Annotated in this window: 26 protein-coding genes; 17 read left to right on the forward strand and 9 right to left on the reverse strand. The window is 64.9% G+C overall.

The features are described 5' to 3' along the window. The first annotated feature begins 9 nt into the window (after positions 1–9). Together AB7290_RS02820 and AB7290_RS02825 are read left to right on the forward strand one after the other, a co-directional pair. Positions 10–975: a LysR family transcriptional regulator gene (locus AB7290_RS02820; protein ID WP_161495886.1), complete on the forward strand. Its 966-nt coding sequence runs from the start codon at positions 10–12 to the stop codon at positions 973–975. A 186-nt stretch (positions 976–1161) separates the two neighbouring features. Beyond that, the gene (locus AB7290_RS02825; protein ID WP_014490468.1) at positions 1162–1596 is read left to right on the forward strand and encodes a cupin domain-containing protein; all 435 of its coding nucleotides are present in this window, start codon (positions 1162–1164) and stop codon (positions 1594–1596) included. Positions 1597–1643: 47 nt separating this feature from the next. On the opposite strand, the gene AB7290_RS02830 is transcribed toward AB7290_RS02825, so the two are convergent. Further along, on the reverse strand, positions 1644–2594 hold the full coding sequence (locus AB7290_RS02830) for a LysR family transcriptional regulator (protein ID WP_135215347.1): 951 nt from the start codon (positions 2592–2594) through the stop codon (positions 1644–1646). A gap of 98 nt (positions 2595–2692) precedes the next feature. On the opposite strand from AB7290_RS02830, the gene AB7290_RS02835 reads away from it, so the two are divergent. After that, positions 2693–3874, forward strand: coding sequence for an MFS transporter (locus AB7290_RS02835; RefSeq protein WP_085403703.1), 1182 nt, complete (start codon positions 2693–2695; stop codon positions 3872–3874). Between the two features lie 10 nt (positions 3875–3884). Continuing rightward, complete coding sequence (locus tag AB7290_RS02840) at positions 3885–4919, forward strand: aldo/keto reductase (RefSeq protein WP_085403627.1); 1035 nt, start codon at positions 3885–3887, stop codon at positions 4917–4919. A 7-nt stretch (positions 4920–4926) separates the two neighbouring features. Here the strand turns inward: AB7290_RS02840 and AB7290_RS02845 are convergent, their stop codons facing one another. Beyond that, entirely contained in the window at positions 4927–6537 is a 1611-nt protein-coding gene (locus AB7290_RS02845) for an amidohydrolase family protein (RefSeq protein ID WP_135215346.1), read from the reverse strand. Then, positions 6534–7352, reverse strand: coding sequence for a uracil-DNA glycosylase (locus AB7290_RS02850; RefSeq protein WP_085403625.1), 819 nt, complete (start codon positions 7350–7352; stop codon positions 6534–6536). The genes AB7290_RS02845 and AB7290_RS02850 overlap by 4 nt, the downstream gene beginning before the upstream one ends. A gap of 264 nt (positions 7353–7616) precedes the next feature. Between AB7290_RS02850 and AB7290_RS02855 the strand changes: the two genes are divergently transcribed. The 5 genes from AB7290_RS02855 to recQ all read left to right on the forward strand — a co-directional run bounded on the left by AB7290_RS02855 (position 7617) and on the right by recQ (position 14948). After that, positions 7617–9191 carry an amidase family protein gene (locus tag AB7290_RS02855; RefSeq protein ID WP_085403624.1) on the forward strand — a complete coding sequence of 525 codons (1575 nt, stop codon included), beginning with the start codon at positions 7617–7619 and terminating at the stop codon, positions 9189–9191. Positions 9192–9614: 423 nt separating this feature from the next. Beyond that, positions 9615–10916, forward strand: coding sequence for an O-acetylhomoserine aminocarboxypropyltransferase/cysteine synthase family protein (locus AB7290_RS02860; protein ID WP_085403623.1), 1302 nt, complete (start codon positions 9615–9617; stop codon positions 10914–10916). Between the two features lie 12 nt (positions 10917–10928). Beyond that, the gene (metA, locus tag AB7290_RS02865; protein WP_085403622.1) at positions 10929–11930 is read left to right on the forward strand and encodes a homoserine O-succinyltransferase MetA; all 1002 of its coding nucleotides are present in this window, start codon (positions 10929–10931) and stop codon (positions 11928–11930) included. A 106-nt stretch (positions 11931–12036) separates the two neighbouring features. Beyond that, positions 12037–12780, forward strand: a complete 744-nt coding sequence (locus AB7290_RS02870) for a polysaccharide deacetylase family protein (protein WP_085403621.1) — start codon at positions 12037–12039, stop codon at positions 12778–12780. Positions 12781–13082: 302 nt separating this feature from the next. Continuing rightward, positions 13083–14948 carry a DNA helicase RecQ gene (gene recQ, locus AB7290_RS02875; RefSeq protein WP_085403620.1) on the forward strand — a complete coding sequence of 622 codons (1866 nt, stop codon included), beginning with the start codon at positions 13083–13085 and terminating at the stop codon, positions 14946–14948. A 188-nt stretch (positions 14949–15136) separates the two neighbouring features. Here the strand turns inward: recQ and AB7290_RS02880 are convergent, their stop codons facing one another. Then, positions 15137–16150, reverse strand: coding sequence for a 1-aminocyclopropane-1-carboxylate deaminase (locus AB7290_RS02880; protein ID WP_085403702.1), 1014 nt, complete (start codon positions 16148–16150; stop codon positions 15137–15139). 163 nt (positions 16151–16313) lie between these two features. On the opposite strand from AB7290_RS02880, the gene AB7290_RS02885 reads away from it, so the two are divergent. The 3 genes from AB7290_RS02885 to AB7290_RS02895 all read left to right on the forward strand — a co-directional run bounded on the left by AB7290_RS02885 (position 16314) and on the right by AB7290_RS02895 (position 18719). Beyond that, complete coding sequence (locus tag AB7290_RS02885) at positions 16314–16778, forward strand: Lrp/AsnC family transcriptional regulator (RefSeq protein WP_038943290.1); 465 nt, start codon at positions 16314–16316, stop codon at positions 16776–16778. Between the two features lie 106 nt (positions 16779–16884). After that, positions 16885–18048 carry a PLP-dependent cysteine synthase family protein gene (locus tag AB7290_RS02890; protein ID WP_085403619.1) on the forward strand — a complete coding sequence of 388 codons (1164 nt, stop codon included), beginning with the start codon at positions 16885–16887 and terminating at the stop codon, positions 18046–18048. 110 nt (positions 18049–18158) lie between these two features. Continuing rightward, positions 18159–18719: a carboxymuconolactone decarboxylase family protein gene (locus AB7290_RS02895; RefSeq protein ID WP_028149518.1), complete on the forward strand. Its 561-nt coding sequence runs from the start codon at positions 18159–18161 to the stop codon at positions 18717–18719. A 16-nt stretch (positions 18720–18735) separates the two neighbouring features. Here AB7290_RS02895 and AB7290_RS02900 read toward each other — a convergent pair whose 3' ends face one another. Next, positions 18736–18936 (reverse strand): diguanylate cyclase domain-containing protein, encoded by a 201-nt coding sequence (locus AB7290_RS02900; RefSeq protein ID WP_094184333.1) that lies wholly within the window; start codon positions 18934–18936, stop codon positions 18736–18738. A gap of 481 nt (positions 18937–19417) precedes the next feature. On the opposite strand from AB7290_RS02900, the gene AB7290_RS02905 reads away from it, so the two are divergent. Then, positions 19418–19666, forward strand: a complete 249-nt coding sequence (locus AB7290_RS02905; protein ID WP_071916977.1) for a hypothetical protein — start codon at positions 19418–19420, stop codon at positions 19664–19666. A gap of 97 nt (positions 19667–19763) precedes the next feature. On the opposite strand, the gene AB7290_RS02910 is transcribed toward AB7290_RS02905, so the two are convergent. After that, the gene (locus AB7290_RS02910) at positions 19764–20699 is read right to left on the reverse strand and encodes an alpha/beta hydrolase (protein WP_085403617.1); all 936 of its coding nucleotides are present in this window, start codon (positions 20697–20699) and stop codon (positions 19764–19766) included. A 104-nt stretch (positions 20700–20803) separates the two neighbouring features. On the opposite strand from AB7290_RS02910, the gene AB7290_RS02915 reads away from it, so the two are divergent. Beyond that, positions 20804–21691 carry a branched-chain amino acid aminotransferase gene (locus tag AB7290_RS02915; protein ID WP_085403616.1) on the forward strand — a complete coding sequence of 296 codons (888 nt, stop codon included), beginning with the start codon at positions 20804–20806 and terminating at the stop codon, positions 21689–21691. Positions 21692–21712: 21 nt separating this feature from the next. On the opposite strand, the gene AB7290_RS02920 is transcribed toward AB7290_RS02915, so the two are convergent. Beyond that, positions 21713–22330, reverse strand: a complete 618-nt coding sequence (locus AB7290_RS02920; RefSeq protein WP_085403615.1) for a class I SAM-dependent methyltransferase — start codon at positions 22328–22330, stop codon at positions 21713–21715. Positions 22331–22433: 103 nt separating this feature from the next. Beyond that, positions 22434–23033 carry a polyhydroxyalkanoate synthesis repressor PhaR gene (phaR, locus tag AB7290_RS02925; RefSeq protein WP_071908507.1) on the reverse strand — a complete coding sequence of 200 codons (600 nt, stop codon included), beginning with the start codon at positions 23031–23033 and terminating at the stop codon, positions 22434–22436. 304 nt (positions 23034–23337) lie between these two features. Here phaR and AB7290_RS02930 point away from each other — a divergent pair, with 304 nt between their 5' ends. From AB7290_RS02930 to yddG, 3 genes are all read left to right on the forward strand, one after another. After that, positions 23338–24516: an acetyl-CoA C-acetyltransferase gene (locus AB7290_RS02930; RefSeq protein ID WP_063986017.1), complete on the forward strand. Its 1179-nt coding sequence runs from the start codon at positions 23338–23340 to the stop codon at positions 24514–24516. A 246-nt stretch (positions 24517–24762) separates the two neighbouring features. Beyond that, positions 24763–25488 (forward strand): acetoacetyl-CoA reductase, encoded by a 726-nt coding sequence (gene phbB / locus AB7290_RS02935; protein ID WP_085403614.1) that lies wholly within the window; start codon positions 24763–24765, stop codon positions 25486–25488. Between the two features lie 100 nt (positions 25489–25588). After that, on the forward strand, positions 25589–26458 hold the full coding sequence (yddG, locus tag AB7290_RS02940; protein WP_085403701.1) for an aromatic amino acid exporter YddG: 870 nt from the start codon (positions 25589–25591) through the stop codon (positions 26456–26458). Between the two features lie 51 nt (positions 26459–26509). Here the strand turns inward: yddG and AB7290_RS02945 are convergent, their stop codons facing one another. Further along, positions 26510–26932 carry a cupin domain-containing protein gene (locus tag AB7290_RS02945; protein ID WP_014490443.1) on the reverse strand — a complete coding sequence of 141 codons (423 nt, stop codon included), beginning with the start codon at positions 26930–26932 and terminating at the stop codon, positions 26510–26512. Positions 26933–26955: the final 23 nt, after the last annotated feature.

A 26955-nucleotide genomic window follows, 5' to 3' on the forward strand; every position in this document is an offset into this window, starting at 1 on the left:
CAGGACGTCATGAAGGCACACAGCAGCGCTCTCGAAGAGGCCGAGAAGGATGATCAGAATGAACATTCAAGTCTCGCTCACACCGACGCGCAGCCGATCGACCTGAATTCCCTGCAGACATTCGTCGCTGTCGTGCGCGCCGGCGGATTTGCGGCGGCAGCCCGCGAAACCAACACGCCGAGGTCGTCCGTCAGCTTGCGCATCCGCAGCCTGGAGGCGGCGCTCGGTGCGCGGCTCTTCAAGAGGTCCACGCGCGCTTTTGCCCTCACGGCCGCAGGACGAGAACTCTACCAGCGTTCGGCTGGCGCGCTTGCCCTGCTTGTCAACGCGATCCGGGGGGTAAGCGGTGCTGACGACCCATATGCCGGCGAAATCCGCATCACGCTGCCGGCCGACTTTCCGGTCAGGATCGTGGCAGCCGCGATCGGGGATTTCAGAAACGATCACCCCAATGTGCGCTTTGAGGTGTCGCTCACTAACGACGTGCTCGATCTCATCTCCCGGGATATTGATATTGCGCTCCGCATCGGAGCGGCCAATCCTCAGGAAGCCCTGATCAAGGGCGCAATCGACATGAAGTTTGGTCTTTATGCGAGCGCAGACTATGTGAGCAGTCACGGGATCCCCGTCGATATTCGCGACGCGTCGACCTTGATCGGGCCATCGAGGCCGGAATTGCTGCGCCTTCTATCCCGCTCCTTGCCGGGCGGGGCGACGTGGCCCGCCTTTCATGTCGCGGTCGACTCCTTCGCTCTTGCTCGTGAGCTTGTGCTGAATCACCAGGGGATTGGTCTGCTTCCGGAAGCCCTCTGCAGAGTGGAATATGCATCGGGGCTCGTCGTGCCGGTTTTGCCAGAGCAGTTCTCCGGGACGATCCGCCTGCATCTCACATATCCGTCGCGGGCCGATCTGAGCGCCAAGGTCGCGGATTTTACCCGTGTGTTCGAGCGACAGCTTGCAGCTGCGGGGCGGTGATTTCCGTAGTTGTCGTTGTTCATGCCGACAGTTTGAGGTGGACCGTTCGGGCAGCAGAACTGGTCTTCGGGAAACTCCGATGCCAATTGGCCAGAACTACAGCCGCTGTGGCTTGCGGAAGGGGACTAATCCGCAGCCCTCCCGCATGCAATCTACTGAGCTCCGAAGTCAATGGAGCCTTGGCCCATGCAGAGCGTCATCACGACGAAGTTCGAAACGACCGAATTTGCCGGTCTCACGACGAAAATTATCAATCCGCAGGAAAGCCCGTTCACGGTGCTGGACATGACCATCAAGCCGGGCTTCGGGGCACCCGCCCACATCTCCGAGGAGGAGGACAAGCTGTTTGTCCTCCTGGAGGGCCAGGTGAAATACCTCGTGGGAGACCAGACCGAGGTCGCTGGACCCGGTTCGCGGATTCTCGTGCCGAGAGGAGTTGTTCACGGCTTCACCAATGAGGGGCCGGCCGACGCGAGACACATCCTCGTCTCCACGCCGCGTCGTCACGAGGAATTCTTCCGCGATCTGCACAGGATCCCCGAGCCGCGCGAGCAGCACATGGACATGCTGCCGACGATCGCAGCGCGCAACGGCCAACGGATAGTTGGTCCGCTCCCATGACACGATGGGCAGCACCGAACGCGCGTATCGCCGCGATTTCGACGTCCCTAGGCCACCCTCCACCTCCCGTCCCCCGCGCGCTTCAGCGCGGGGTCGCTCACCCGCACATGCTCGGCCAGGAAATCGATGAACGCGCGCACGCGCGCGGGCAGGGGCGCGGTGTGGCCGACATAGACGGCGTGGATGTCTTCGCGGTCGCCGGGATTGTAGCTTTGCAGCACCGGGACGAGGCGGCCCGATTCGATGTCGGGGCCGATGTGGAAGAGGGCGAGGCGGGCGAGGCCGACGCCGCCGAGGGCGAGGCGGCGGGCGATCTCGCCGTCGCTGGCGCGCGCGGCCGGAGGCGGCATGGCTTCCTCGGTGCGGTCGCCGCGCCGGAATGGCCAGCCGTCGCGGATGCGCGGAAAGGTCCAGCCGATGCCGCGGTGCTCAGTGAGATCCGCCGGCGTCTTCGGCGTGCCGAAGCGCGCCAGATAGTTTGGGGTGCCGACGACGACCATGCGGCTGGTGCCGAGCTTTCGCGCGACCAGGCGTGAAGCTTTCAGCGGCCCGACGCGGATGGCAATATCGGCCCGTTCCTGCATCAGGTCGATCAGCGTGTCGGTCAGCACGAGGTCGAGTGTGACCTCGGGATGGCGTTCGAGGAAGCGGGGAATCAGCGGTAGGACGTGCAGCATGCCGAAGGGAATGTTGCAGTTGACCGTGAGGCGGCCGCGCGGCGCAGCACCTGAAGCCGCCTCGCGCTCGGCCTCTTCCATCTCTCCGAGAATGCGCACGGCGCGCTGGTAGAAGGCCTGGCCCTCCTCCGTGAGCGTCAGCTTGCGCGTGGTGCGGTTGATCAGCCGCGAGCCGAGGCGCGTCTCCAGCCGCGAGATCAGCTTGCTGACGCCCGACGGCGTCAGGCGCAGTTTTCGCGCGGCCTGGGTGAATCCGCCGAGATCGACGACGCGGACGAAAACCTCCATCTCGGCGGAGCGGTTGGTGTCGAAACGGGCCATATTGAATTCACGTCACAAATGATTGGATTGCGGACATCCTAATGGTTTTGCTGCGCTGCGGCTATCTGCGTGGCTCGTCCCTCGCATTGGAGCCACGCATGCCTCCCGCCGTCCTCGCCCTCACCGCCGGTGCCTTCGGCATCGGCACCACCGAGTTCATCATTATGGGCCTGTTGCTCCAGGTCGCCGCGGACATGCATGTCTCCGTGCCGGTCGCGGGGCTGCTGATCTCCGGCTATGCGCTCGGCGTCTTCGTCGGCGCGCCTGTGCTGACGCTGGCGACGCGGCGGATGCCGCGGAAAACCGTCCTTCTCGCCCTGATGGCGATCTTCACGCTCGGCAACGCGGCTTGCGCGCTGGCGCCGAACTACGAATGGCTGATGGCGGCGCGGGTGCTGACCTCGCTCGCCCACGGCACCTTCTTCGGCGTCGGCTCGGTGGTCGCCACCAGCCTCGTCGCGGAGGACAAGCGCGCGTCGGCGATTGCGACCATGTTCATCGGCCTGACGGTCGCGACGCTCCTGGGCGTGCCCTTCGGCGCCTGGTTCGGCCTGATGCTCGGCTGGCGCGCGGCATTCTGGGCGGTGACGGTGATCGGCGTGATCGCCTTCGCAGTGGTGGCCACATTCGTGCCCGGCCATGTCGGCAATGGCGACAAGCCGATCTCGCTCTCCGAGGAGATCGCGGTGCTCGGCCGGCCGCAGGTGCTGCTCGGCCTTGCCATGACCGTGTTCGGCTTTGCCGGCCTGTTCGTCGTTTTCACCTATATCCAGCCGATCCTGACGCGCTTCGCCGGTTTCTCGGAAGCCGCGGTGTCGCCGATCCTGCTGGTGTTCGGTGCAGGTCTCGCGATCGGCAACGTCGCCGGCGGCAAGCTCGCCGATCGTGGCCTCGCGCGTGCCCTGATCGGCACGCTCGCTGCGCTCGCCATCGTGCTGCTTGGCCTTGCCGCCATGCTGTCGGTCAAGATCGCAGCCATCGCCCTGATCCTGCTGCTCGGCATCGCGGCCTTTGCGACCGTCGCGCCGCTCCAGCTTCGCGTGCTGGAAGCCGCCGGCCCCAGCGGCCGTACGCTCGCGTCCAGCCTCAACATCGCCGCCTTCAATCTCGGCAACGCGCTCGGCGCCTGGGCGGGCGGCGTCACCATCGACCGCGGGCTCGGTCTCTCCGCGCTGCCGCTGGTCGCGGCCGGCATCACGGCCGTCGGTCTCGTGCTTGCGCTATGGAGCCTTCAGCTCGATCGAACGCAGTCCGCAGTCGCGGCGTGCCCGGCGGAATAGGAGAATGATCATGGAATATCGCAATCTCGGCGCTTCCGGCCTCAGGGTACCCGTCCTCAGCTTCGGCACGGGCACGTTTGGCGGCGAAGGCCCGCTGTTCTCGGCCTGGGGCCGCAGCGGCGCTGACGAAGCGCGCAGGCTGGTCGATATCTGCCTCGAGGCCGGCGTCAATCTGTTCGACAGCGCCGATGTCTATTCGAACGGCGCGTCAGAGGAAATCCTCGGCGCCGCGATCAGGGGACGCCGCGACAAGGTGCTGATCTCCACTAAGATGAGCCTGCCGATGGGCGACGGTCCGCTCGATGCCGGCTCTTCGCGATATCGTCTGGTCGCCTCGGTCGAAGCAGCGCTGCGGCGGCTCGGCACCGATTACCTCGATCTGCTCCAGCTCCATGCCTTCGATGCGTTCACGCCGATCGAGGAGGTGCTGTCCACGCTCGATACGCTCGTACGTGCCGGCAAGCTGCGCTATGTCGGTGTTTCCAATTTCGCCGGCTGGCAGCTGATGAAGTCGCTCTCAATTGCCGAACGGCACGGCTGGCCGCGCCATGTCGCGCATCAGGTCTATTATTCGCTGCTCGGCCGCGACTATGAATGGGAACTGATGCCGCTCGCTCGCGACCAGGGCGTCGGCGCGCTGGTCTGGAGCCCGCTCGGCTGGGGCCGGCTCACCGGCAAGATCCGGCGCGGCGAGCCGCTCCCTGCGAACAGCCGTCTGCACGCCACCGCGCAGTTCGGCCCGCCCGTGGATGATGAGCGTCTCTATGCCATCGTCGACGTGCTTGATACGATCGCCGCGGAGACCGGCCGCACCGTGCCGCAAATCGCGATTGCCTGGCTGCTGTCGCGTCCGACCGTATCCTCGGTGATCATCGGTGCCCGCGACGAAGCGCAATTGCGCGACAATCTCGGCGCGGTTGGCTGGTCGCTGAGCGCTGCGCAGATCACGCGTCTCGACGAGGTCAGCGCCGTGATGCCGCCTTATCCCTACTACCCCTATCGCATCCAGGAAGGCTTTACGCGCCTCAATCCGCCGCTGGTGTGACGAACGACTAGTAAAAAGCCGCGATCGCCGTCGCGATTCCCGCTGGAAGATTCGGCTCGTTCTTCAGCGTGTCCAGAAACGCGGGATCGCCTGATACCGTGAGGCCATCCAGCTTGATCGGGTGCAGCGGCTCGGCCGCTGCCGCCACCGCCGCCAAATCCGGACCGGTCCTGACGCCGTTATATTCCAGCCGCGGGCGGAGCTGGACATTGTTGCCGAACTGCTCGTCGAGCGCGAGGCGCCATCCAGTGCGTGACACCGCTCCGCGGGCGATCGCATCGCTCATGGCGAGGCTGTGCGGCTGCAAGGTGCCGAGATTGCCGAGCGCGGCACGGAGGCGGCTCGTCGCCTCCGCCAGCGTGATCCTCTCGATCCCGGGATCCTGGTCGGGCGAGGTGAAGTCGATCACCCGCGCGCTGCTGCCGATCTTGAGCGCCTCGCCGATTCCGCCCGCCTTCTGCATGACCGTCTTCGTCCCATAACGGGCTCGTCCGCCGATGGTGACCAGAACGATGTCCTGCTCGCGCGATTTGATCAGATGAGCGTACGGATCGCCGGTGACTCCTTTCACGACCAGAAGGTCGGCGAACTTGCCATTGGCAATCGTTCCCAGCTTCGTATCCCACTTGAGGATCGCGGCCGGATTGCGCGTCGCCATCGAGACGATGTCGTAGTCGCTGAAGCCGAGATTGAAATGCGCGGACACGACCTTGGCCGCCTTCAGCTCGCCGAGCAGGTTCTTGCTGCCGGACGGCGACCAGTCAGAACCGAGCGCAATGGTGAGGCCGGCCGTGCGCGCGGCAACGACATTGGTCGTCTTTCCGTAGAGCAGGAGATTGCTCAGGGGCGACCAGACGACCTTGGCATGGTTTTCGGCCATCGTTCCGAAGTCGGTCGCATCGAGTGCCGTGCAATGAATGCCGGCGAGTGACGGCTCGATCGCCCAATCTCCCTCGGAATTGCGCAAGGCGAGGAAGTGGCTATGCGCCTTGGTATCGATGCCTTCGCTGAGATGCAGCAGGAAGCACGATGACGATTTCAACTCGTTGTCGAACTTCGCCCAATCCTCGGCATCGATGTCGGGAATCTTCGAGTGTGCCCGCGGCAGATCGGGCGGGCTGCCGATCTCGGCGGCGCGCAACGCGCCTTTGTAATATTTATGGATCGTGCCGCTCCAGTTCGACAGCGTGATCCCCTGGCTCGTCGTGGTGCCGGCGACCATGCACTTGGCTTCGACATAGCGGACCAGGGCCGGCAGCAGCGAGCCGTCGTCGGCCAGCGCGATCGCGCTCATCGGGCCGGTCACCGACGTCTTGTACGATTTGGCGTTCTGCCATTGGTCGCGATTGCCGTAGGGCTGCGGCACGCGCCAGAGCGGCAGGATGTTGTAGCTCAGGTGATTATGCAGCTCGATCAGGCCAGGATAGATGGTGCCGCCGGTCGCCACTGCAACGACGGCCTCGAAGCCTGCCGGGGCCGGCTGTCCCTTGGGTACGATCGCCGCGATGCGATTGTCCTCGATGAAGATCGTCCCGCTCTTGATGACGTCGCCCTCGGCGGTCATCGTCACGATCCGCCCGCTCAGGGCCCATCGTTTCGGGTTGGCAGCCGGGCTCATGGGATCACTCCGTCGGGGATGGTGATCGTGATCGTGCGCCGCTTGGTGGCCGCGTCGGCGCCCTGGCGCACGGCCCATGGCGTGTCTCCGCGCATCCACGCCGGCAGTCCGGCGGGAAGATCCATTGCGATGATGTCGAAGAGCTCGGTCGGCTTGAAGGCGTCCCCATACGGCACGAGCGTCGTCGGCACGTCGGGATGCTGGAGCCCAGGCGCGAGAGCCGCGAGCGCGGCATTCCACTTGGTCAGCATGATCTTGGTGTTCGCGGCCCGCGTCGCGTTATCGTGGGCCGAGCTTTCCGGCCAGGTCGGGTGCGTTATATGCTGATAGGCGAGGGTCTTGTAGGCCTCGCCGTCGGACGTCTTGAGCCAGGCCTTCCACGCCTCGTCGGCGAGGCCGCCGAGTGAGACGACGGCTTCGATATTGCCCGGCGCGAGTACGGCCTTGAACCATTTGTTGCGATACTCGACGATCCCCGGCTCGTTCTTGTGCTTGTTGCCGCCGCTCTGCCCGTAGACGCTGTACAGGAAGGTGTTCACCATCACGTAGCTCCGCGTGATGCCGAGCTTCGCCAGGAAACCTTGCGTCCGGCGGCCCGCAGTGCCGACCAGAATTCTGCGCACGATCGTCTCGTGCTGGGCGGGATCCTGACCGACGACGAGCACACGCGCCGATCCGTCGAGCCGGCCGCGGTGAAAGATCGGCCCCCATTCAATCCGGAAATCGTCGGGATCGTAGGTTTCAGCGGCCGGATAGTCGGCGCACAGATCGCGGAAGGGTTGCTGATCGTATCCGCTGTCGAATTCCACGAGCATGGCAAATGCTCCGATGCGTCGCTGTCAGAATAGCTAGGTCAAAAACCTAATCGCCATGGCACAATCTTGATGGCACAATCTTAGCGGTGGTTTGTTCCACCATTCAACCAGTATATGGGTCAGGAGAGCGGGGCCAAAGGTTCATGCGCGTCTCTCGCGCCGGCCCGTGGCAGAGCGTCGCGGCGACGCGCCATGCAGAAACGCGCCTGTACACGCTCGCGTGATCTCCATAACCTCCGCCGCGCAATTTTTTGGAGATGCGGCGTGGCGAAGAAGACGGCGACGAAGAAGAAAAGTGTTGCAAGGAAAGTAACGAAGACCTCGGTCAAGACGAGCACCGCCCGCAAGATGGCCGTTGCGAAGGCGGTCAAGAAGACGGTCAAGAAGCCGGCACCGCGTAAGGCGGCCACGGCACGCCGTCCGAAAGGTCCGGTCTGGCAATGGTCCGCGGTCGACACCGCAGCCGCGATCCGCAACGGCGCGATCTCCGCGGTCGAGACCGTCGAAGTGCATCTCGAACGGATGCGCGCCGTCAATCCGCGGCTGAACGCGGTTGTCGTCGATCTCAGCGAGGAAGCGCTGAAGGCTGCGCATGCGGCCGACAAGCAGCGCGCCAGGGGCGGCGCGCTCGGCCTGCTGCACGGCGTGCCCATCACGATCAAGGAGAATGTCGACTACGAAGGCCGGCCGAATTTCAACGGCGTGCCCGCCAACAAGGATTTTGTCGCGCCGTCGGACTCGCCCGTGGTGCGCAATCTCAAGAAAGCCGGCGCGATCGTCATCGGCCTCACCAACACGCCGGAATTCTCCTTCCGCGGCTTCACCGACAATCCGCTACACGGGCTGACGCTGAACCCCTGGGATCCGAACATCACCTGCGGCGGTTCCTCGGGCGGAGCGGGCTCGGCGGTCGCCGCCGGCATCGGCACCATCGCCCATGGCAACGACATCGGCGGCTCGCTGCGCTGGCCGGCGCATTGCAATGGCGTCGCCACCATCAAGCCGACGCAGGGGCGCATCCCCGCCTTCAACGGAAGCGCCACGGCCGAGCGGCCGATGCTGGCGCATCTGATGTCGGCGCAGGGCCCGCTCGCCCGTCACGTCGGCGACGTCCGCCTCGCGCTCGATGTGATGAGCCAGCGCGATCCGCGCGATCCCTGGTGGGTGCCGGCGCCGCTGGCCGGGCCGAAGCCGAAGGGACCGATCAAGGTCGCACTGGCCAGGATTCCGGAGGATATGGACGTCGATCCATCCGTCCGCGCGGCGCTGCGTCAGGCCGCCGATCACCTGGAGCGTTCCGGCTATCGCGTGACCGAGGTCGATGTCCCCGACATCGACGGGGTCTGGCAGACCTGGTGCGACATCATCACCAACGAGACCGTGGTGATGCAGGAGGCCGGTATGTTGAAGGTGACGTCCGAGGACTTCCACAAGGCCTGGGGCGGCATGAAGACCAAGGCCAATGTGCTCGATCTCAAGGCCTGGATGCAGGCGACGGCCGCACGCAACGGCCATATCCGCGCCTGGCAATTGTTCTTCGAAGAGTATCCGGTCGTGCTGGCGCCGACCACGGTGAAGCCGACGCCGGGACCGCGCGACGACACCGTCAGCGCCGATCGCGTGAAGGAAATCTTCTGGGGCGAGATCCGCTTCATCTCCGCCATCAACGTGCTGGGCTTGCCCGGCGCGGTGGTGCCGGTGACCTTGCATGACGGCAAGCCGATCGGCGTGCAGCTGATCGCCGGCCGCTATCGCGAGGACCTCGCGCTCGATGCGGCGGCCGCGATCGAGAAGCGTGCCGGTGTGCTCGCTCACCGGCTCTGGGAGACGATGGAGTAGGGAGTACTCTCACCCTCTCCCCTTCTTGTGGGAGAGGGTGGCATAGGCGGCCTTCGGCCGCCGTCCTTAGAACGCCGATGCTTTGCATCGGCTATGGCAAAGCGGCGAGACGGGTGAGGGGTCTCTCCCCACAGGCGAGCATTTAGCCGTATGGATAGATACCCCTCATCCGGCGCTTCGCGCCACCTTCTCCCGCAAGGGGAGAAGGGAAGCACCGTCACTGCCGCGTTGACTCGCAGCAATTCATTAATCCAATTCGATTCAAGTTTTAGCCAATTCACCAACAATCGTTAGGGTTACTTCCTCGATCTCTAGGCGAATTATTGTCCGCTTTACCACCCACCTCTAACAGAGGAGCGGCGGACAACGCACATGCCTCATACAGGCCAATAAGTGCGGCCCGCTCCACGCGGAGGTGGCACGATGCGCAACGAGACGATCGCTATTCACGCCGGCTACGAGCCCGAAGCCACCACGCACGCAGTTGCGGTGCCGATCTACCAGACCGCCGCCTATGCCTTCGACAGCGCCGATCACGGCGCCGCGCTCTTCAATCTCGAGGCCGAAGGTTTTCGCTACAGCCGCATCGCCAATCCGACCAGCGCGGTGCTGGAGAAGCGTATCGCCCAGCTCGAAGGCGGCGTCGGCGCGCTCGCGGTCGCGACCGGCCAGGCTGCGCTGCATTTCGCCTTCGTCAACGTCGCCGATCACGGCGGCAACATCGTTTCCGTGCCGCAGCTCTACGGCACCACGCACACGCTGCTCTCGCACATCCTGCCGCGGCAGGGCATCACCGGCCGCTTCGCCGAGAGCGACAAGCCGGATGCGATCGCAAAACTGATCGACGAGAACACGCGCGCCGTGTTCGCCGAGACCATCGGCAATCCCGCCGGCAATGTCTGCGACATCGAGGCTCTCGCCAAGATCGCGCATGCGCACGGCGTGCCGCTGATCGTGGACAACACCGTCGCGACCCCGATCCTGCTCAAGCCGTTCGACTACGGCGCCGACATCGCCGTGCATTCGCTGACCAAGTTTCTGGGCGGCCACGGCACCACGCTGGGCGGGGCCATCGTCGATTCCGGAAACTTCCCCTGGGCGAAGCACGCCGACCGCTTCCCCGGCTACAACAAGCCTGACGCCTCCTATCACGGCCTCGTCTATGCCGAGCGCTTCGGCAAGACCGCCTATATCGAGCGCGCGCGGAGTATCTATCAGCGCACCATGGGCTCGGTGCTGTCGCCGTTCAACGCCTTCCTGCTGCTCCAGGGCATCGAGACCGTCGCGCTGCGCATGGAGCGCCATGTCGAGAACGCCCGCAAGGTCGCCGAATTCCTGCGCAAGGACTCGCGCGTTGCCTGGGTCAACTACACCGGCTTTCCGGACAGCCCGTACTATCCGCTGGTGCAGAAATATCTGGACGGTAACGCCTCCTCGCTGTTCACCTTCGGCATCAAGGGCGGCATGGAAGCAGGCAAGACCTTCTACGATGCGCTGAAGCTGATCACGCGCCTGGTCAATATCGGCGATGCCAAGTCGCTGGCGTGCCATCCGGCCTCGACCACCCACCGGCAGATGTCGGCGGAGCAGCAGCGCGTCGCCGGCGTGCTGCCGGAGACGATCCGCCTCTCGATCGGCATCGAGCATTCCGCAGATATCATCGAGGACATCGACCAGGCGCTCGAGAAGGCCTGCCCGTCGGCACGCCTCCAGGCCGCGGAGTAGGCGACGGCGCCGATGACGATCTTGATCGACAGGGATCAAGGTATATCGAGCCCGGCGCTGGTGCCGGCCGAAGGCGATTTCGCGCGCGACCAAGGTTTCGCCGATCTCACGATCGGTCTGATCAACAACATGCCGGATCCGGCGCTGAAGGCGACCGAGCGGCAGTTCATGCGGCTGCTCCAGGCGGCCGCAGGTCCGCGCCGCATCCGTTTCCATTGTTTCTCGCTGCCCTCGGTGAAGCGGTCGCCCGAGGCGAAGTGGCATGTCGAGAGCGAATATTCGGAACTCAGCGAGCTCAGGCGCCACAAGTTCGACGGGCTGATCGTGACCGGCGCCGAGCCGGTCGCGCCCGAGCTCGACCAGGAGCCGTATTGGCGCGACCTCACCGAGCTGATCGACTGGGCCAAGGTCAACACGCGCTCGACGATCTGGTCGTGCCTCGCCGCGCATGCGGCGGTGCTGCATCTCGACGGCATCGTGAGGCGGCGGCTCCCGGCCAAATGTCACGGCATTTTCGACTGCGAAGCTGCGACGAACGATGCGCTGACGCGCGCTGCGCCTGCGCCCCTCAAGGTCTCGCATTCCCGCCTGAACGAGATCGCCGAGAGCGACCTCACGCAGGCCGGCTACCAGGTGCTGACGCGTTCGGCAAAGGCCGGCGTCGATATCTTCGTCAGGCAATATGCCAGCCGCTTCGTGTTCTTCCAGGGCCACCCGGAATACGATGCGCTATCGCTTCAGCGCGAATATCTGCGCGATATCGGCCGCTATCTCGCGCGCGAGCGCGAGGCTTATCCGCACCTGCCCGTGAGTTATTTTGACGCAGCGACCGAAGAGAAGCTCGCCCGGTTCGAGAAGAAGGCGACCCAACAGCGCCACCCCGCGCTCACCAACGAACTGCCTGCGCTGAATCTGCGCGCCGATATCGCCGCTGGCAGCGCCGCGGCGGCGCTTTTCCGCAACTGGCTGCAATATCTCGGTGCGGAAGCCGATATTTCGGTCCTGGCACGCTAGACGAAGGGCGTTGGTTCCGCATTAGGATTACCCGGGCGTTAGGCTTGCCTCTACCAGTGCACGAATGTTTCAGTAGAGAAACAAGGGAATCGCAGGAAACGCAGTCGTGTGGTCGGCACTCCAGGGACGCGTGAGCAATCGGCTGGCCCGGCATTTTCGTGCCGCGCCGCACCGGCTGCCTGCGCATGCGCCGATGGTGAGCTTTACGTTTGACGACGCGCCCGATAGCGCTGCAGGCGAGGGCGCCGAGCTTCTCGAGGGGCATGGCGGCCGCGGCACCTATTACCTCGCCGGCAGCCTGATCGATCGTCCGTCGGATCATTGGCACGGCCTGTCGAACGACGCGATCGTGCGGCTTCACCTGGCCGGTCACGAGATTGCCTGCCATACCTTTTCGCACCAGAGCTCGGCCGATCTCGACGAGGCCGCCATGGCGCGCGAGATCGAGCGTAACCGCAGCCATTTCCACGGCATCGATTCCTCGATCGTGCTGGAGAACTTCGCCTACCCCTATGGAATCGCCTCGGTCTGGCGCAAGCCGCAGCTTGCAAAGGCCTTTCGCTCCGCGCGTGGCATCCTTCCCGGCGTCAATCGCGACGTCATCGACCTCCAGTTCCTGCGCGCCTCGCCTCTGGTCGATCGCGAGATCGATCTTGCGGGCGTCGATCGCTATTTCGACGAGGCGGTGACAAGCGGCGGATGGCTGATCTTCTACGGCCACGACGTCGCCGACGCGCCAAGCCCCTACGGCTGCACGCCGCACCTGATGCGCCATGCGCTGGAGGCGGCCGGGAAGCGCGACATGCCGATCGTGACGGTCGCGGAAGCGCTGCGACGGATCGGGGCGTAGCTTCTTCTTCCTTCTCCCCTTGTGGGAGAAGGTGGCATAGGCGGCCTTCGGCCGCCGTTCCTAGGAACGCCGAAGCAAAGCTTCGGCTATGGCGCCGGATGAGGGGTATGTCTCCACCGAGCAAGCTTTACCGAATCCGTGGATAGATACCCCTCACCCGTCTCGCCGCTACGCGGCGATCCACCCTCTCCCGCAAGGGGAGAGGGGAAGAGTCCTGCCTGCCATCCAAACAGTCTTGCCATGCCCGCGCGGTCATGCGACTGGCCTTGTGACGAATCCTACGGCCTTGCACCGACACACCCATGTCCGCTCCCTCCACCGCCCCGCTGCCTGCGCCGGCCAACGGCCGCGACGCGCTGTCGGTGCTGCATTCGGTGTTCGGCTTGCCGGGGTTCCGCGGCGCGCAGGGCGAGATCATCCGGCACGTCACGGATGGCGGCAATTGCCTGGTCTTGATGCCGACCGGCGGCGGCAAGTCGCTGTGCTATCAACTGCCGTCACTGCTGCGCGAAGGTTGCGGTATCGTGGTGTCGCCGCTGATCGCGCTGATGCGCGACCAGGTCGCCGGCCTGCTCGAGGCCGGGGTCAACGCCGCGGCGCTGAACTCGTCGCTGACGCTGCAGGAAGCTTCCGACATCGAGCGCCGCCTGATCGCGGGCGATCTCGACCTGCTCTATGTCGCGCCGGAACGCCTGGTGACGCCGCGCTGCCTGGCGCTGCTGGCGCAGGCGAAGGTCGCGCTGTTCGCGATCGACGAGGCGCATTGCGTCTCGCAATGGGGCCATGACTTCCGCCCCGAATATGTCGGCCTCTCCATCATCGCCGAACGTTTTCCGAACGTTCCGCGCATCGCGCTGACCGCGACCGCCGACGATCTGACGCGCAAGGAGATCGTCGAGCGCCTCCGGCTCGCCGACAGCCCGCAATTCGTCTCCAGCTTCGACCGCCCGAATATCCGCTACGAGATCGTCGACAAGCGCAACGCAGTGTCGCAGCTGAAAGAATTCATCCGGGAGCGGCATGCGGGCGACGCCGGCGTGGTCTATTGCTTGTCGCGCAATCGCGTCGAGGAGGTTGCCGCCGCGCTCGACGACGCCAGCATTGCGGCGCTGCCCTATCACGCCGGGCTCGACAGCAGCATACGCTCGCGCAACCAGGACCGGTTCCTCAACGAGGACGGCATCGTCATCGTCGCGACCATCGCCTTCGGCATGGGCATCGACAAGCCCGACGTCCGCTTCGTCGCCCATCTCGATCTGCCGAAGAGCATCGAGGCCTATTATCAGGAGACGGGGCGCGCCGGTCGCGACGGCAAGCCGTCGGCGGCCTGGATGGCCTATGGTCTCTCCGACATCGTGCAGCAGCGCCGCATGATCGACGAGTCCAGCGGTTCTGACGATTTCAAGCGGGTGTCGATCGGCAAGCTCGACGCACTGGTCGGCCTCGCCGAGACTGCGCAGTGCCGGCGCAAGCGGCTGCTCGCCTATTTCGGCGAGGCCGAGTCGGCGAACAATTGCGGCAATTGCGACAACTGCCTGACGCCGCCCAAGATGCGCGACGGCAAGGTGCTGGCGCAGAAGCTGCTGTCCTGCGCCTATCGCACCGGGCAGCGTTTCGGTGCGATGCAGCTGATCGACGTCCTGATTGGCCGCCTCACCGAAAAGGTGACGCAGTTCGGCCACGACAAATTGTCCGTGTTCGGCATCGGGCGCGAGCTGAACGAGAAGCAGTGGCGCACTGTGCTGCGGCAGCTGGTGGCGATGGGGCATTTGTACAGCGACAGCGAGGCGTTCGGCGCGCTGAAGCTGACGGAGAGCGCGCGCGGTGTGCTACGCGGCGAGACCGAAGTCTGGCTGCGCGAGGAAGCGCCAGGCACGCGTGTTCGCGCGAGCCGGACAAAATCCCGCCGTGGTGACCTCGCGCCTGCGGCCAACGCGCCGCAGGGTGATGTCGATCCCGAATTGCGGGCGCGGCTGAGGTCCTGGCGTTCGGACATCGCGCGCGAACGCGGCGTGCCGGCCTATGTCGTGCTGCACGATGCCACTATCGACGGCATCGTCCGGGCGTGGCCGACGACGCTGGACGAGCTCCGCAACGTGCCCGGCATCGGCGACAAGAAGCTCGAGCATTACGGCGACGAGCTGCTCCAGATCGTCAAGGCGCGGTAGGGCTTCTCGTCATCCCGGACAAGCGCAGCGAAGCGGAGCGCAGATCCGGGATCCATACCGCGTGATTTATCTTGGGGCACGTGGGGAGACGTTCTTCGCCAAACATCTCCCTGGGGTTATGGGTCCCGGGTCTGCGCTTACGCTTGCCCGGGACGACAGCGAGTGGAGGCGCGAGGTACGGCGCTGCCTCAGCCGTTCCGGAATGCGTAACCGTAGCCGTTGAGCGCCGGCGCGCCGCCGAGATGGGCGTAGAGAATCTTTGCGCCCTTCTCGAAATGGCCCTTTTGGGTCAGGTCGATCAGGCCTTGCATCGATTTGCCCTCATAGACAGGGTCGGTGATCATCGCCTCTAACCGTGCGGTGAGGCGGATCGCTTCCTTGGTCTCTTCCGACGGCACGCCATAGGCGGGATAGGCGTAGTCCTCGATCAGCACGACGTCGTCTTCGACGATGTCCTTGCCGAGCTCGACGAGCTTTGCGGTGTTCTGCGCGATCGAGAGCACCTGCGCTTTCGTCTGCGCCGGCGTGAACGACGCGTCGATGCCGATCACCTTTCGCGCACGGCCATCCGCCGCAAAGCCGACCAGCATGCCGGCATGGGTCGAGCCGGTGACGGTGCAGACCACGATGTAGTCGAACTTGAAGCCGAGCTCGGCTTCCTGCTTGCGCACTTCCTCGGCGAAGCCGACATAGCCGAGCCCGCCGAATTTGTGCACGGATGCGCCGGCGGGAATCGCGTAGGGCTTGCCGCCCCCCGCCTTCACCTCCTCGATCGCCTGCTCCCAGCTCTTGCGGATGCCGATGTCGAAGCCGTCGTCCACCAGGCGCACGTCGGCGCCCATGATGCGCGACAGCATGATGTTGCCGACGCGGTCGTAGACGGCGTCCTCGTGCGGGACCCAGGCTTCCTGCACCAGGCGGCACTTCATGCCGATCTTGGCGGCGACGGCGGCGATCATGCGGGTGTGGTTGGACTGCACGCCACCGATCGAGACCAGCGTGTCCGCGTTCGAGGCGATCGCGTCCGGGATGATGTATTCGAGCTTGCGCAGCTTGTTGCCGCCATAGGCGAGGCCGGAATTGCAGTCCTCGCGCTTGGCATAGATCTCGACATTGCCGCCGAGATGCTTCGACAGCCGCTCCAGCTTCTCGATGGGCGTCGGGCCGAAGGTCAGCGGATAGCGCGCGAATTTGTCCAGCATCATTGGGTCATCCCGATTGGCGTTGAATTGGCTAAAGCGCCTAGCACTGCCGTGGGCAAATGTGCTTTCAAATATTGCGCAGCAACTGTCGCAAAGCTTGCAGCCTAGCGTCCAATAGATCTACTTTCTTCCAGATTAGAGCCAAAGACCGAGAGCTTCTTCCATGGCCGCCCGACTCGACCGCACTGACCTCAAGATGTTGAGATTGCTGCAAAATAACGGCCGGCTGAGTAACGCCGAGCTGGCCGAAACCGTCGCCATCAGCCCCGCCACCTGCCATCGCCGCACCCAGCGCCTGTTCGAGGACGGCTTCATCGCCGCGGTCCGCGCCATGGTCGCGCCGAAGAAGGTGGCGAAGGGCACGCTGGTGATGGTCGGCGTCGTGCTCGACCGCTCGACCCCGGAGAGTTTTGCCACCTTCGAGCAGGCGATCACCAGGCTGAAATGCGTGCTCGACTGCCACCTCGTCGCCGGCGACTTCGACTATTTCCTCAAGATCCGCGTCGGCGACATGGAGGATTTCAACCGCATCCACGGCGAACAGCTGATCGCACTGCCCGGCGTGCGCCAGACCCGCACCTTCTTCGTGATGAAGGAGGTCGTCGACAACGCACCGCTGGAGTTTTGAGCCATAGCGTTTTCCAGCGAAGTGGAAACCGGTTCGCGTCATAAAACGCGTCAAAACAAAATCCAGTGCACTTGATGCGCGATCCGCATCATGGGAGGTTCAGGCGATGCAGACATTTCCCTTCCGCCACCTCAATCCGGCCGGGCCGGCCTATCGGCGCGGTTGGGTGGACGAGGCCGTCGCCGCGATCGAGGCCGACCAGTGCCGCACGGCGGACACGCATCTGATCCGGCTGATCGTGCCGGCGCTATCAGGCATCGATATCTATCTGAAGGATGAGTCCACGCATCCGACCGGCAGCCTGAAGCACCGCCTTGCGCGCTCGCTGTTCCTCTACGCGCTCTGCAACGGCCACATCCGCGAAGGCACGCCCGTGGTCGAGGCCTCGTCGGGATCGACGGCGGTGTCGGAAGCCTATTTCGCGCAGATGATCGGCGTGCCCTTCTACACCGTGATGCCGCGCACGACCTCGGCGGAGAAGATCGCCGCGATCGAGCATTATGGCGGCAACTGCCACCTGATCGACGACGGCCGCGCGCTCTACGCGGAAGCCGCCGCGCTCGCTACGCGGCTGAACGGCCACTACATGGACCAGTTCACCTTCGCCGAGCGCGCCACCGACTGGCGTGGCAACAACAACATCGCCGAATCGATCTTCACGCAATTGGCGGGCGAGCCGCGGCCGATCCCGGACTGGATCGTGATGGGCGCCGGCACCGGCGGCACCTCGGCCACCATCGGGCGGTACTTGCGCTATCGCCAGTATCCGACACGGCTGTGCGTCGCCGATGTCGAGCATTCCGCCTTCTTCGATTGCTTCCGCACGCAGGACCGCTCTCACGTTTGCGAACGCCCATCGTTGATCGAGGGCGTCGGCCGGCCACGCTGCGAACCCTCCTTCGTCCCCGGCGTGGTCGACCGCATGATGAAGATCCCGGATGCGGCAACGATCGCGGCGATGAACGTGCTGTCGCGCCGGCTGCGCCGCGCGGTCGGCGGCTCCACCGGCACCAACTTCCTGGCACTGTGCCGCCTCGCCTCGGAGATGCGACAGGCGAACGTATCAGGGTCGCTGGTGACGCTGATCTGCGATTCCGGCGAGCGCTACCGGCAGACCTATTACGAGCCCGAATGGCTGAAGGGGCGCGGCCTCGATCCTGCGCCGTTCGAGGCGGCCCTGTCGTCGTTCCTCACGACGGGCGAGCCACTGACGCTCGATGTCGACGACGTCGCAAATCCGCAGATCGTACCAAGCCCCGAGGCATCCTAGCCGACGTTTCCCTGCCACTTCCAAAATGGCACGACCGTCACGGCAACTTCACTTGCCTTGCACGCACACGCGGGTGAGCTTCGCCTCTTCTCAACGAGGAGATCCCCGCCGTGCGCCTTCCCATTCTCGATCCGAAAGATCTGACCGACGAACAGAAGCCCCTCTATGACGACATGCGAGCCGGCATCAAGGACCACTTCAAGGGCTTCGTGAACATGCGCGACGACGGCGCGCTGCTGGGGCCGTGGAATCCCTGGATCCGCGAGCCGCGTTTCGGCAAGCCGGTGTGGGAGCTGGTCAAGGCAATCGCATCGAACCCGCTGCTGCCGGCCCCGGTGCGCGAGGTCGCGATCCTCGTCACCGGTTCGCATTTCCGCTCCGGTTACGAGCTCTATGCTCATGTGCTCGTTGCCGAGCAGCGCGGCCTCTCCGACGAGAAGCTCGCGACCATCGTCGCGGGCCAGCGGCCGGTCGATCTCACCAAGCAGGAGGCCGTCGCCTACGACGTGGCGTCCGCATTGGTCAGCGGCGGCGTGCTGCCGGAATTGACCTGGCGCGCCGCGGTGAAGGAGTTCGGCGAGCACGGCGCGGCCGAACTGTCCTATCTCGTCGGCGTCTACTGCATGGTCTCGGTCACCCTCAACACGTTCGACGTGCCGGTGCCGGAGTAGACGCTGCGTCCTTCGATCACTCCGCCGCCTTGCCTGCAGGCGGCGGGGGCGCCCAGGCGATGCAGCGATTGCGGCCTTCGGCCTTGGCCTGGTAGAGCGCATGATCGGCCGCGCCCATCAGCGCGTCGATGCCGGAAATGCTGACGGTGGCTTCCGCCATGCCGATGCTCACGGTGAGGCCGAACTGAACCTTGTCGGCAAAGACCTGCGCGCTCATCACGCGCTTGCGGATGCCGCCGGCAAGCCGCTCGGCAGCGTCGTGCCTCTGCGTACCGCCAGCGCTTCGAATGCGGCCGACAATGATGTGTTGCCGAAGCCGAGCCCGAGCGTGCCGGCGGGTGGATCGTCGCATAGATCGTGCGAAGATCGAGGTAGATGTTGGGGACATCGGGCTTTGCCGGCGCGTCGTCCTCATCGTCGGCAGCGAAGGCAGTGCCTGCCGAGATCGCCAGACAAAGCAGTCCCATCGCGACAGCGCGCGCGAAGCCTGGCGATGCGATGGGCCGTGATGGGACACGTGACAATCCGACGCGTGGCGATTTGATGACGGAACCGTTGTTGGATGGAACGTGATCGCTCGTGGGGTCAAGCGGTATCCGTAAGCGATGGACGGCACGGATGTGCGCGGCTACCCTGCCGTGATCGCACTGACACACGCGCCGGCCGGAGTGCGGGCCGGACATTGGAAGGACACAGCCATGAACACGTCACGCCGCATCCTGCTCACTGGTCTGGCGGGCCTCGCTGTCGCTCCGACCGCGGCGGCGGCTAGCGTACCGTCGGCCGAGCCCGGTGACGTGACGGTCGCCGAAGAGCGATTCGCGCGCACGATTGCCGCCGCCCATGCCCCTGACGTCACCTGCGCACGGCAGGCCGAACGCTATGCGGATGCGCATTGGCTGGAATACGTCGTGGCGGCGCGGGCCGTGCTCGGCGCGCGCGCGTGATGCCTTCTTCCCTTCTCCCCTTGTGGAGAAGGTGGCGCGAAGCGCCGCTACGCGGCGATCCACCCTCTCCCACAGGGGGAGAGGGTAAGAAAGCGCCTCATTTCTCCACCGCCCGCCGAACCTGTTCGCCGATCTGCGACAGCACGAGCTGCGCCTGCGGCAGGATCGCGCCCATGGCATGGAAATTGTGGACCATGCCATCATGGCAGACGTGCTCGACCGCGACGCCCGCGGCGAGCAGCTTGCGCGCATAGGCATTGCCCTCATCGCGCATCGGATCGAATTCGGCGGTGTGGATGATCGCGGTCGGCAGGCCTGCAAGCCGCATCGCGCGCAAGGGCGAGATACGGGGGTCGGCGGTGTCGATGCCATCAGGCAGATAATCCGCGAGATCGGCTTCGATGGTGGCGCGATCGATCAGATGGCCTTCGGCGAATGCCTCGCGCGAAGGCGAGGTCTCCTCGAAATCCAGCACCGGGCAGATCAGGCATTGCGCGACGATCGAGAGGCCGGTGGTCTGCATCGCTTCCTGGCACACGATCGCAGCGAGCGTGGCGCCGGCGGAATCGCCGCCGACCACCAGCCGTTCGGCGTCGATGCCCAGCGACGAAGCTTGCCGCGCGACCCACTCCGTGGCCGCGATCGCATCAATGACGGCGGCAGGAAATTTGTACTCAGGCGCGAGCCGGTAATCGACCGAGACGAGGCGACAGCCGGTTACATGCGCCAGCGCCGCCGCGATGCGGTCATGCGTCGCAATGCTGCCGGCCACGAGCCCGCCGCCATGAAAGAACACGAAGCCCGGCGCGTGGTCGCCGGCTGATGCGGGCGAATAAAGGCGATAGGGCAGCTCTCCGCCGGGACCCGGAAGCGTGCCGTCGGCGGTGGTCACATCCGGCGCATCAGTGCGCGCAAACTGCATCAGCTTGGCCAGCGACTGCCGCCGTGCCTCCACGCTCGGCCGGCTCCGCCCCTGCGGGGCGGCCGCAGCCATCATGGTCAACAAACGCCTTGCAAGCGGATCAAGCGGCATGGATCCTTCTCCCCTCGTCGGAGAGGGTAACGCACCATATCCCAGCAGGGAATCATTTAGACATTGGGACAATAGTGCCCGGGTATGTCCAAGGGAGGCCGGTCATGGCCGAGATCAAGAAACCGATCGAATATTCGCCGAGCTGGACCTTCTTCGAGGGCAAGTGGCACGACGGCAACGTGCCGATCATGGGCCCGCGCACGCATGCCGCCTGGCTCAGCTCGGTCGTGTTCGACGGTGCGCGCGCGTTCGAGGGCGTCGCGCCCGACCTCGACCGTCACGTCGCCCGCGCCAACCAATCCGCGATCAATTTTGGTCTGAAGCCGGTGGTCGACACCGGCACCTGGCTTTCGCTCGCACACGAAGGCATCGCGCGCTTCGCCGCGAATGCTGAGCTGTACGTCCGCCCGATGTACTGGGCGCAGAACGGTTCGGGCGGCGGCGTGCTGTTCGACCCCGAGACGACCAATTGGTGCCTGTGCATCTACGAGGCGCCGATGCCGAAACCCGTCGGCAACGCTATCACGCTGTCGCCGTTCCGCAGGCCCACCGCCGAATGCGCGCCGGTCGAGGCCAAGGCCGCCTGTCTCTATCCGAACAATTCGCGCGCGCTCGCGGAAGCCGCCGGGCGCGGCTTCCAGAACGCGCTGATGCTCGACATGCTCGGCAATGTCGCGGAGTTCGGCAATTCCAACGTGTTCATGGCCAAGGACGGCGTGGTCTACACGCCGGTCCCGAACGGCACGTTCCTGAACGGCATCACGCGCCAGCGCGTCATCAGCCTGCTGCGCGGCGACGGCGTTACCGTGGTCGAGAAGACGCTGCGCTATGCCGACTTCCTCGCTGCCGACGAGATTTTCTCGACCGGCAATTTCGCCAAGGTCGCCCCCGTCATCCGCATCGACGATCGCGAGCTGAAGCCGGGCCCGCTCTACACTAAAGCGCGCAAGCTCTATTGGGACTTTGCGCATGCGGTGAAGCTGGCGGCGTAGGGCGCCGCACTTTCCTTCGTCCTAGCCGCGTCGCTTAAACCGGCTGAACTGAAACGCCTGGGTCGACTTCCACGGCGTGTGATGCGTCTCGCTCCGCGTCTCGATCAGCTCGAACTCCGGCCCAAGCTCCGCAGCAAGGCTCGCGCTATCGTGCCGCTGCACCGGCAGGCCGCTGCATTTCTCCGGGCCATCAGGCGCAAATGTCGCGATGATGACGTGGCCGCCGGGCGTAATCGCCGACCGCAGGCGCTCGACGTAAGCGGCCCTGTCGCGCGGATCGGTCAGGAAGTGAAATGCCGCGCGATCGTGCCAGAGGTTGTAGCTGTGCCCCGGCCGCCATGTCGTGGCGTCGGCAACGATCCAGTCGACTGCTGAGGCCGCCCCGCCGATTCGTTTCTTCGCCGCTTCAAGCGCGTTGGCGGAGAGATCCAGCACGGCGAGGTCGCGGTATCCGTCCCGCAGGAGAGCGTCCACCAGCCGCGAAGCACCGCCGCCGATGTCGATGATGGCGGCGCCATGGTCAGGACAGGCCGAACGGATCATCTCGAGCGAGATCGCCGGGCTGTCCTGAAACCAGCTTACCTCGGCCTCGCCCTTGGTGGCGTAGACGTTGTCCCAGTGGGTGCTGCGGTCGGACATGGCGGCTCCGGCCTAGCCGGGACGACAGCGCGCAAGTCGCGCTGCTATGAACCGGCGGCCCGCGCGCCCGCCGCAGGTGGACGCGCCGGCGCGAACGAAATCCCTACTCGTCCTTCTTCGACATCCGCTCGAGGCGTTCCTGCATGTCCTTCATCTGCTGACGCAGGTCGTCGATGTTGCTGGTGTCCGTCGGCGCCGCAGCGCTTGCGTCGGCCTCCGGTTCGGGGCTGGTCGCCGGACGGCCCGCGTTGGGGGCAAACGGCTTGAACATCGAGAAGGTCTGCTGGAACAGCTCCATGTTGCGGCGGACCTGTTCTTCCAACGGAGCAAAAGGAGTGCCGGAGAGCGAGTTGGCGATCTGCTTGCGGAACTTCTCCTGCTCCTGGGTCAGCGTCGCGATCGACTGCTCCAGATATTTCGGCACCACCATCTGCATGCTGTCGCCGTAGAAGCGGATGAGCTGGCGCAGGAAGGTGGTCGGCAGCAGGTTCTGGCCGGCCTTGTTCTCCTGCTCGAAGATGATCTGGGCGAGCACGGAGCGGGTGATGTCGTCGCCGGTCTTGGCGTCGTAGACCAGGAAATCCTCTCCGTCCTTGACCATGGCGGCGAGGTCTTCGAGCGTCACGTAGGTGCTCGTTCCGGTGTTATAGAGCCGGCGGTTCGCGTATTTCTTGATGGTGGTGGGTTGGTCTGATTTCGCCATGGGCTCTCACTTGCAAGCGCGGAGAACGGGAACCCGGCGGATAATGCCGCAGGGCGGGAAGAGTACGCAACGCAACAAAATAAGCATTTTCAAAGGGGTCACGCTACCGTTTTGTGCGCCACGGTTAATCGGGCAGCAAAAACGTGCTTGCGAAAGCGCCAAGAACGCTATTTTGAATGCGTTGCGGCATGAATTCGGTCGCCGGCCGATTGACATGCCTCAACGACGTTAACAGGATGCCATTCGAGACTGGCGAGCCGTTTCCCCAGCCCCGCCTGCCCCCTTTCAACACCAGGAGATGCCCATGTCAGACGATGTCGTCATCGTCAGCGCCGCCCGCACCCCGGTCGGAAGCTTCAACGGAGCGTTCGCGACCCTTCCCGCCCATGACCTCGGCGCCATCGCCATCAAGGCCGCGCTGGAGCGTGGTGGCATCGAGCCTGGCCGGGTCTCCGAAGTCATCATGGGTCAGATCCTGACCGCGGCTCAGGGTCAGAACCCGGCCCGCCAGGCCTCGATTGCCGCCGGCATTCCGGTGGAGAGCCCGGCCTGGGGCGTCAACCAGCTTTGCGGCTCGGGCCTGCGCACCGTCGCGTTGGGCTACCAGGCGCTGCTCAACGGCGATTCCGAGATCGTGGTCGCCGGCGGCCAGGAATCCATGAGCATGGCTCCGCACGCCCAGTATCTGCGCGGCGGCGTCAAGATGGGCCCGGTCGAGTTCGTCGACACCATGATCAAGGACGGCCTGTGGGATGCCTTCAACGGCTATCACATGGGGAATACGGCCGAGAACGTCGCGCGCCAGTGGCAGATTACCCGCGCCCAGCAGGACGAGTTCGCGGTCCACTCGCAGCAGAAGGCCGAGGCGGCGCAGAAGGCCGGCAAGTTCAACGACGAGATCGTTCCCGTCACCATCAAGACCCGCAAGGGCGACATCGTCGTCAGCGCCGACGAATATCCGCGTCATGGCGCAACGCTCGACGGGATGGCGAAGCTCAAGCCCGCCTTCGAGAAGGAAGGCACGGTCACCGCGGGTTCGGCCTCCGGCATCAACGACGGCGCCGCTGCCGTTGTGCTGATGACGGCGAAGCAGGCCGCCAAGGAAGGCAAGAAGCCGATCGCGCGCATCGTGTCCTGGGCGCAGGCCGGCGTCGATCCGAAGATCATGGGCTCGGGCCCGATCCCGGCCTCGCGCGCCGCGCTGAAGAAGGCCGGCTGGAGCGTCGGCGATCTCGACCTGATCGAGGCCAACGAGGCTTTCGCGGCGCAGGCCTGTGCCGTCAACAAGGATCTCGGCTGGGACACCTCGAAGGTCAACGTCAACGGCGGTGCGATCGCGATCGGCCATCCGGTCGGCGCTTCCGGCGCACGCGTGCTGGTGACGCTGCTGCACGAAATGCAGAAGCGCGATTCGAAGAAGGGCCTCGCCACGCTGTGCATCGGCGGCGGCATGGGTATCGCGATGTGCCTGGCGCGCGACTGAAGCTGACATCTAGCTTACGTGTCACTTGCGCGTGCGCTGCACACATAGATGAGTGCATCGCACGCGACTAAAAAGGCGGCGGTTGCAAATCAAATATTCTTCGCAACAGCGCCAGCCTCGACTAAATACAAACGCCCGGCTCGATGCCGGGCGTTTTGTTCTTGATGTCCGTCAAACCAACCGCATAATCCGCATCTAAAACGATCACTCAGAAACGTCCGCAGAGTCCAAGGGAAGGAATACGATATGGCACGTGTTGCACTGGTGACGGGTGGTACGCGGGGCATCGGAGCTGCGATCAGCAAGGCGCTGAAGGCGGCCGGCTACAAGGTCGCGGCAAGCTATGCCGGCAACGATGTGGCGGCGGAGAAGTTCAAGGCCGAGACCGGCATCGCCGTCTACAAATGGGACGTCAGCAATTTCGATGCTTGCGCCGAAGGCGTGAAGAAGGTCGAGGCCGAGCTCGGCCCCGTCGACGTGCTCGTCAACAATGCCGGCATCACCCGGGACACCGCCTTCCACAAGATGACGCTCGAGCAGTGGAACGCCGTGATCAACACCAATCTCGGCTCGCTGTTCAACATGACGCGCCAGGTGATCGAAGGCATGCGTGCGCGCAAGTTCGGCCGCGTCATCTCGATCTCGTCGATCAACGGCCAGAAGGGGCAATTCGGCCAGGTCAACTATTCCGCAGCAAAGGCCGGCGACATCGGCTTCACCAAGGCGCTCGCGATCGAGAACGCCAAGGGCGGCATTACCGTCAACGCGATCGCACCGGGCTACATCAACACCGAGATGGTGCAGGCGGTGCCGAAGGACGTGCTGGAAAAGAACGTGATCCCGCAGATCCCGGTCAATCGTCTCGGCGAACCCGAGGAGATCGCGCGCGCCGTGGTGTTCCTCGCCGCCGACGAGGCCGGCTTCATCACCGGCTCGACGCTGACCATCAATGGCGGCCAGTATCACGCCTGATAGGGCGTCAAGCCTGTAGATTCAGGCGCGACAAGGCGATAGTGAAGACGAAATGCCCGGCCTCGTGCCGGGCATCATCGTCCTCAGGGCCTTTCGATTGATGACCCCGCGCACAGCCACACTGATCGGATTGACCGCGATCCTGATGTGGTCGCTGCTTTCCGTGATGACGGTGGCGACCGGAAAGATTCCGGCGTTCCAGCTCGCCGCCATGACGTTCGCGATCGGCGGTCTCGTCGGCCTCCTCACCTGGGTCGGCCGCGGCGATGCGGCGAGGAGCTTGCGTCAGCCGCTGGTCGTATGGGTCGTCGGCGTCGGTGGCCTGTTCGGCTATCACGCACTGTATTTCCTGGCGCTGCGCTTTGCGCCGCCGGCCGAAGCCGGTCTTTTGAATTACATGTGGCCGCTCCTGATCGTGCTGTTCTCGTCGTTCCTGCCGGGCGAGCGGCTTGCGGTGCATCACATCATTGGCGCCGTGCTCGGCCTGGTCGGCACCGTGCTGCTGTTCGCCGGGAGCACCTCCGGCTTCGCGCCGGGCCAGCTGCCGGGATTGATCGCGGCGTTCATCGCGGCGTTCGTCTGGGCGACCTATTCGGTGCTGTCGCGGCGATTGAAGGCGGTGCCGACCGATGCGGTCGCGGGCTTCTGCCTTGCCACCGCGGCGCTTGCGGCGCTGATGCATGGTCTGCTTGAAACCACGGTGTGGCCGGAGACGCCGCTGCAATGGCTCTCCGTGGCCGCTCTCGGCATCGGCCCCGTCGGCGCCGCGTTCTACGCCTGGGACATCGGCATGAAGCGCGGCGACATCCGCGTGCTCGGCGCCGCATCCTATGCGACGCCGCTGCTCTCGACCGGATTCCTCATCGCCGCCGGTTTTGCAAAAGCCAGCGCCAACATCGCCATCGCCGCGATCCTGATCGCCGGCGGCGGCCTGATCGCGGCGAAGGATATGGTGCTGCGGAAGCGGTGACAGTTGTTGCCGGGTTCGCCGCCACGCGGCGCCAGGGAATGACAGTGCGCCTTACGGCTCCCAGCCCTTCGGCGCGAGCTCGAATTTTGCGAACTCGAATGCGGGCGCTACGGTGCAACCGACCAGCGTCCACTCTCCCATGCTCTCCGCCATCTGCCAGGCATTCGCCGGCACGATCCCCTGCGGCCGCTCGCCGCTCACAAGGTCCGTGCCGAGCCGCACCTCGTGTTGCGAGCAGCCTTCATGCGCGATGCGCAGCGTCAGCGGGCTGCCGGCGTAGTAGTGCCAGATCTCCACGGCGTCGATGCGATGCCAATGCGAGCGTTCGCCGCGCGCGAGCAGGAAATAAATGAGGGTCGAGCGCGACCGGCCGTTGGTATCAGTGGTCTGATCGCGAAACGTCTCGCGGTAGTGGCCGCCTTCGGGATGCGGGCGGAGTTCGAGGCGTGCGATGATCTCGGCTGCGGTCGGCATCGATCCCCGTCAGGATTTCTTCT

This window comes from Bradyrhizobium sp. 613_E4_N2_2, assembly GCF_052075995.1.
Classification (GTDB): Bacteria; Pseudomonadota; Alphaproteobacteria; order Rhizobiales; family Xanthobacteraceae; genus Bradyrhizobium; species Bradyrhizobium barranii.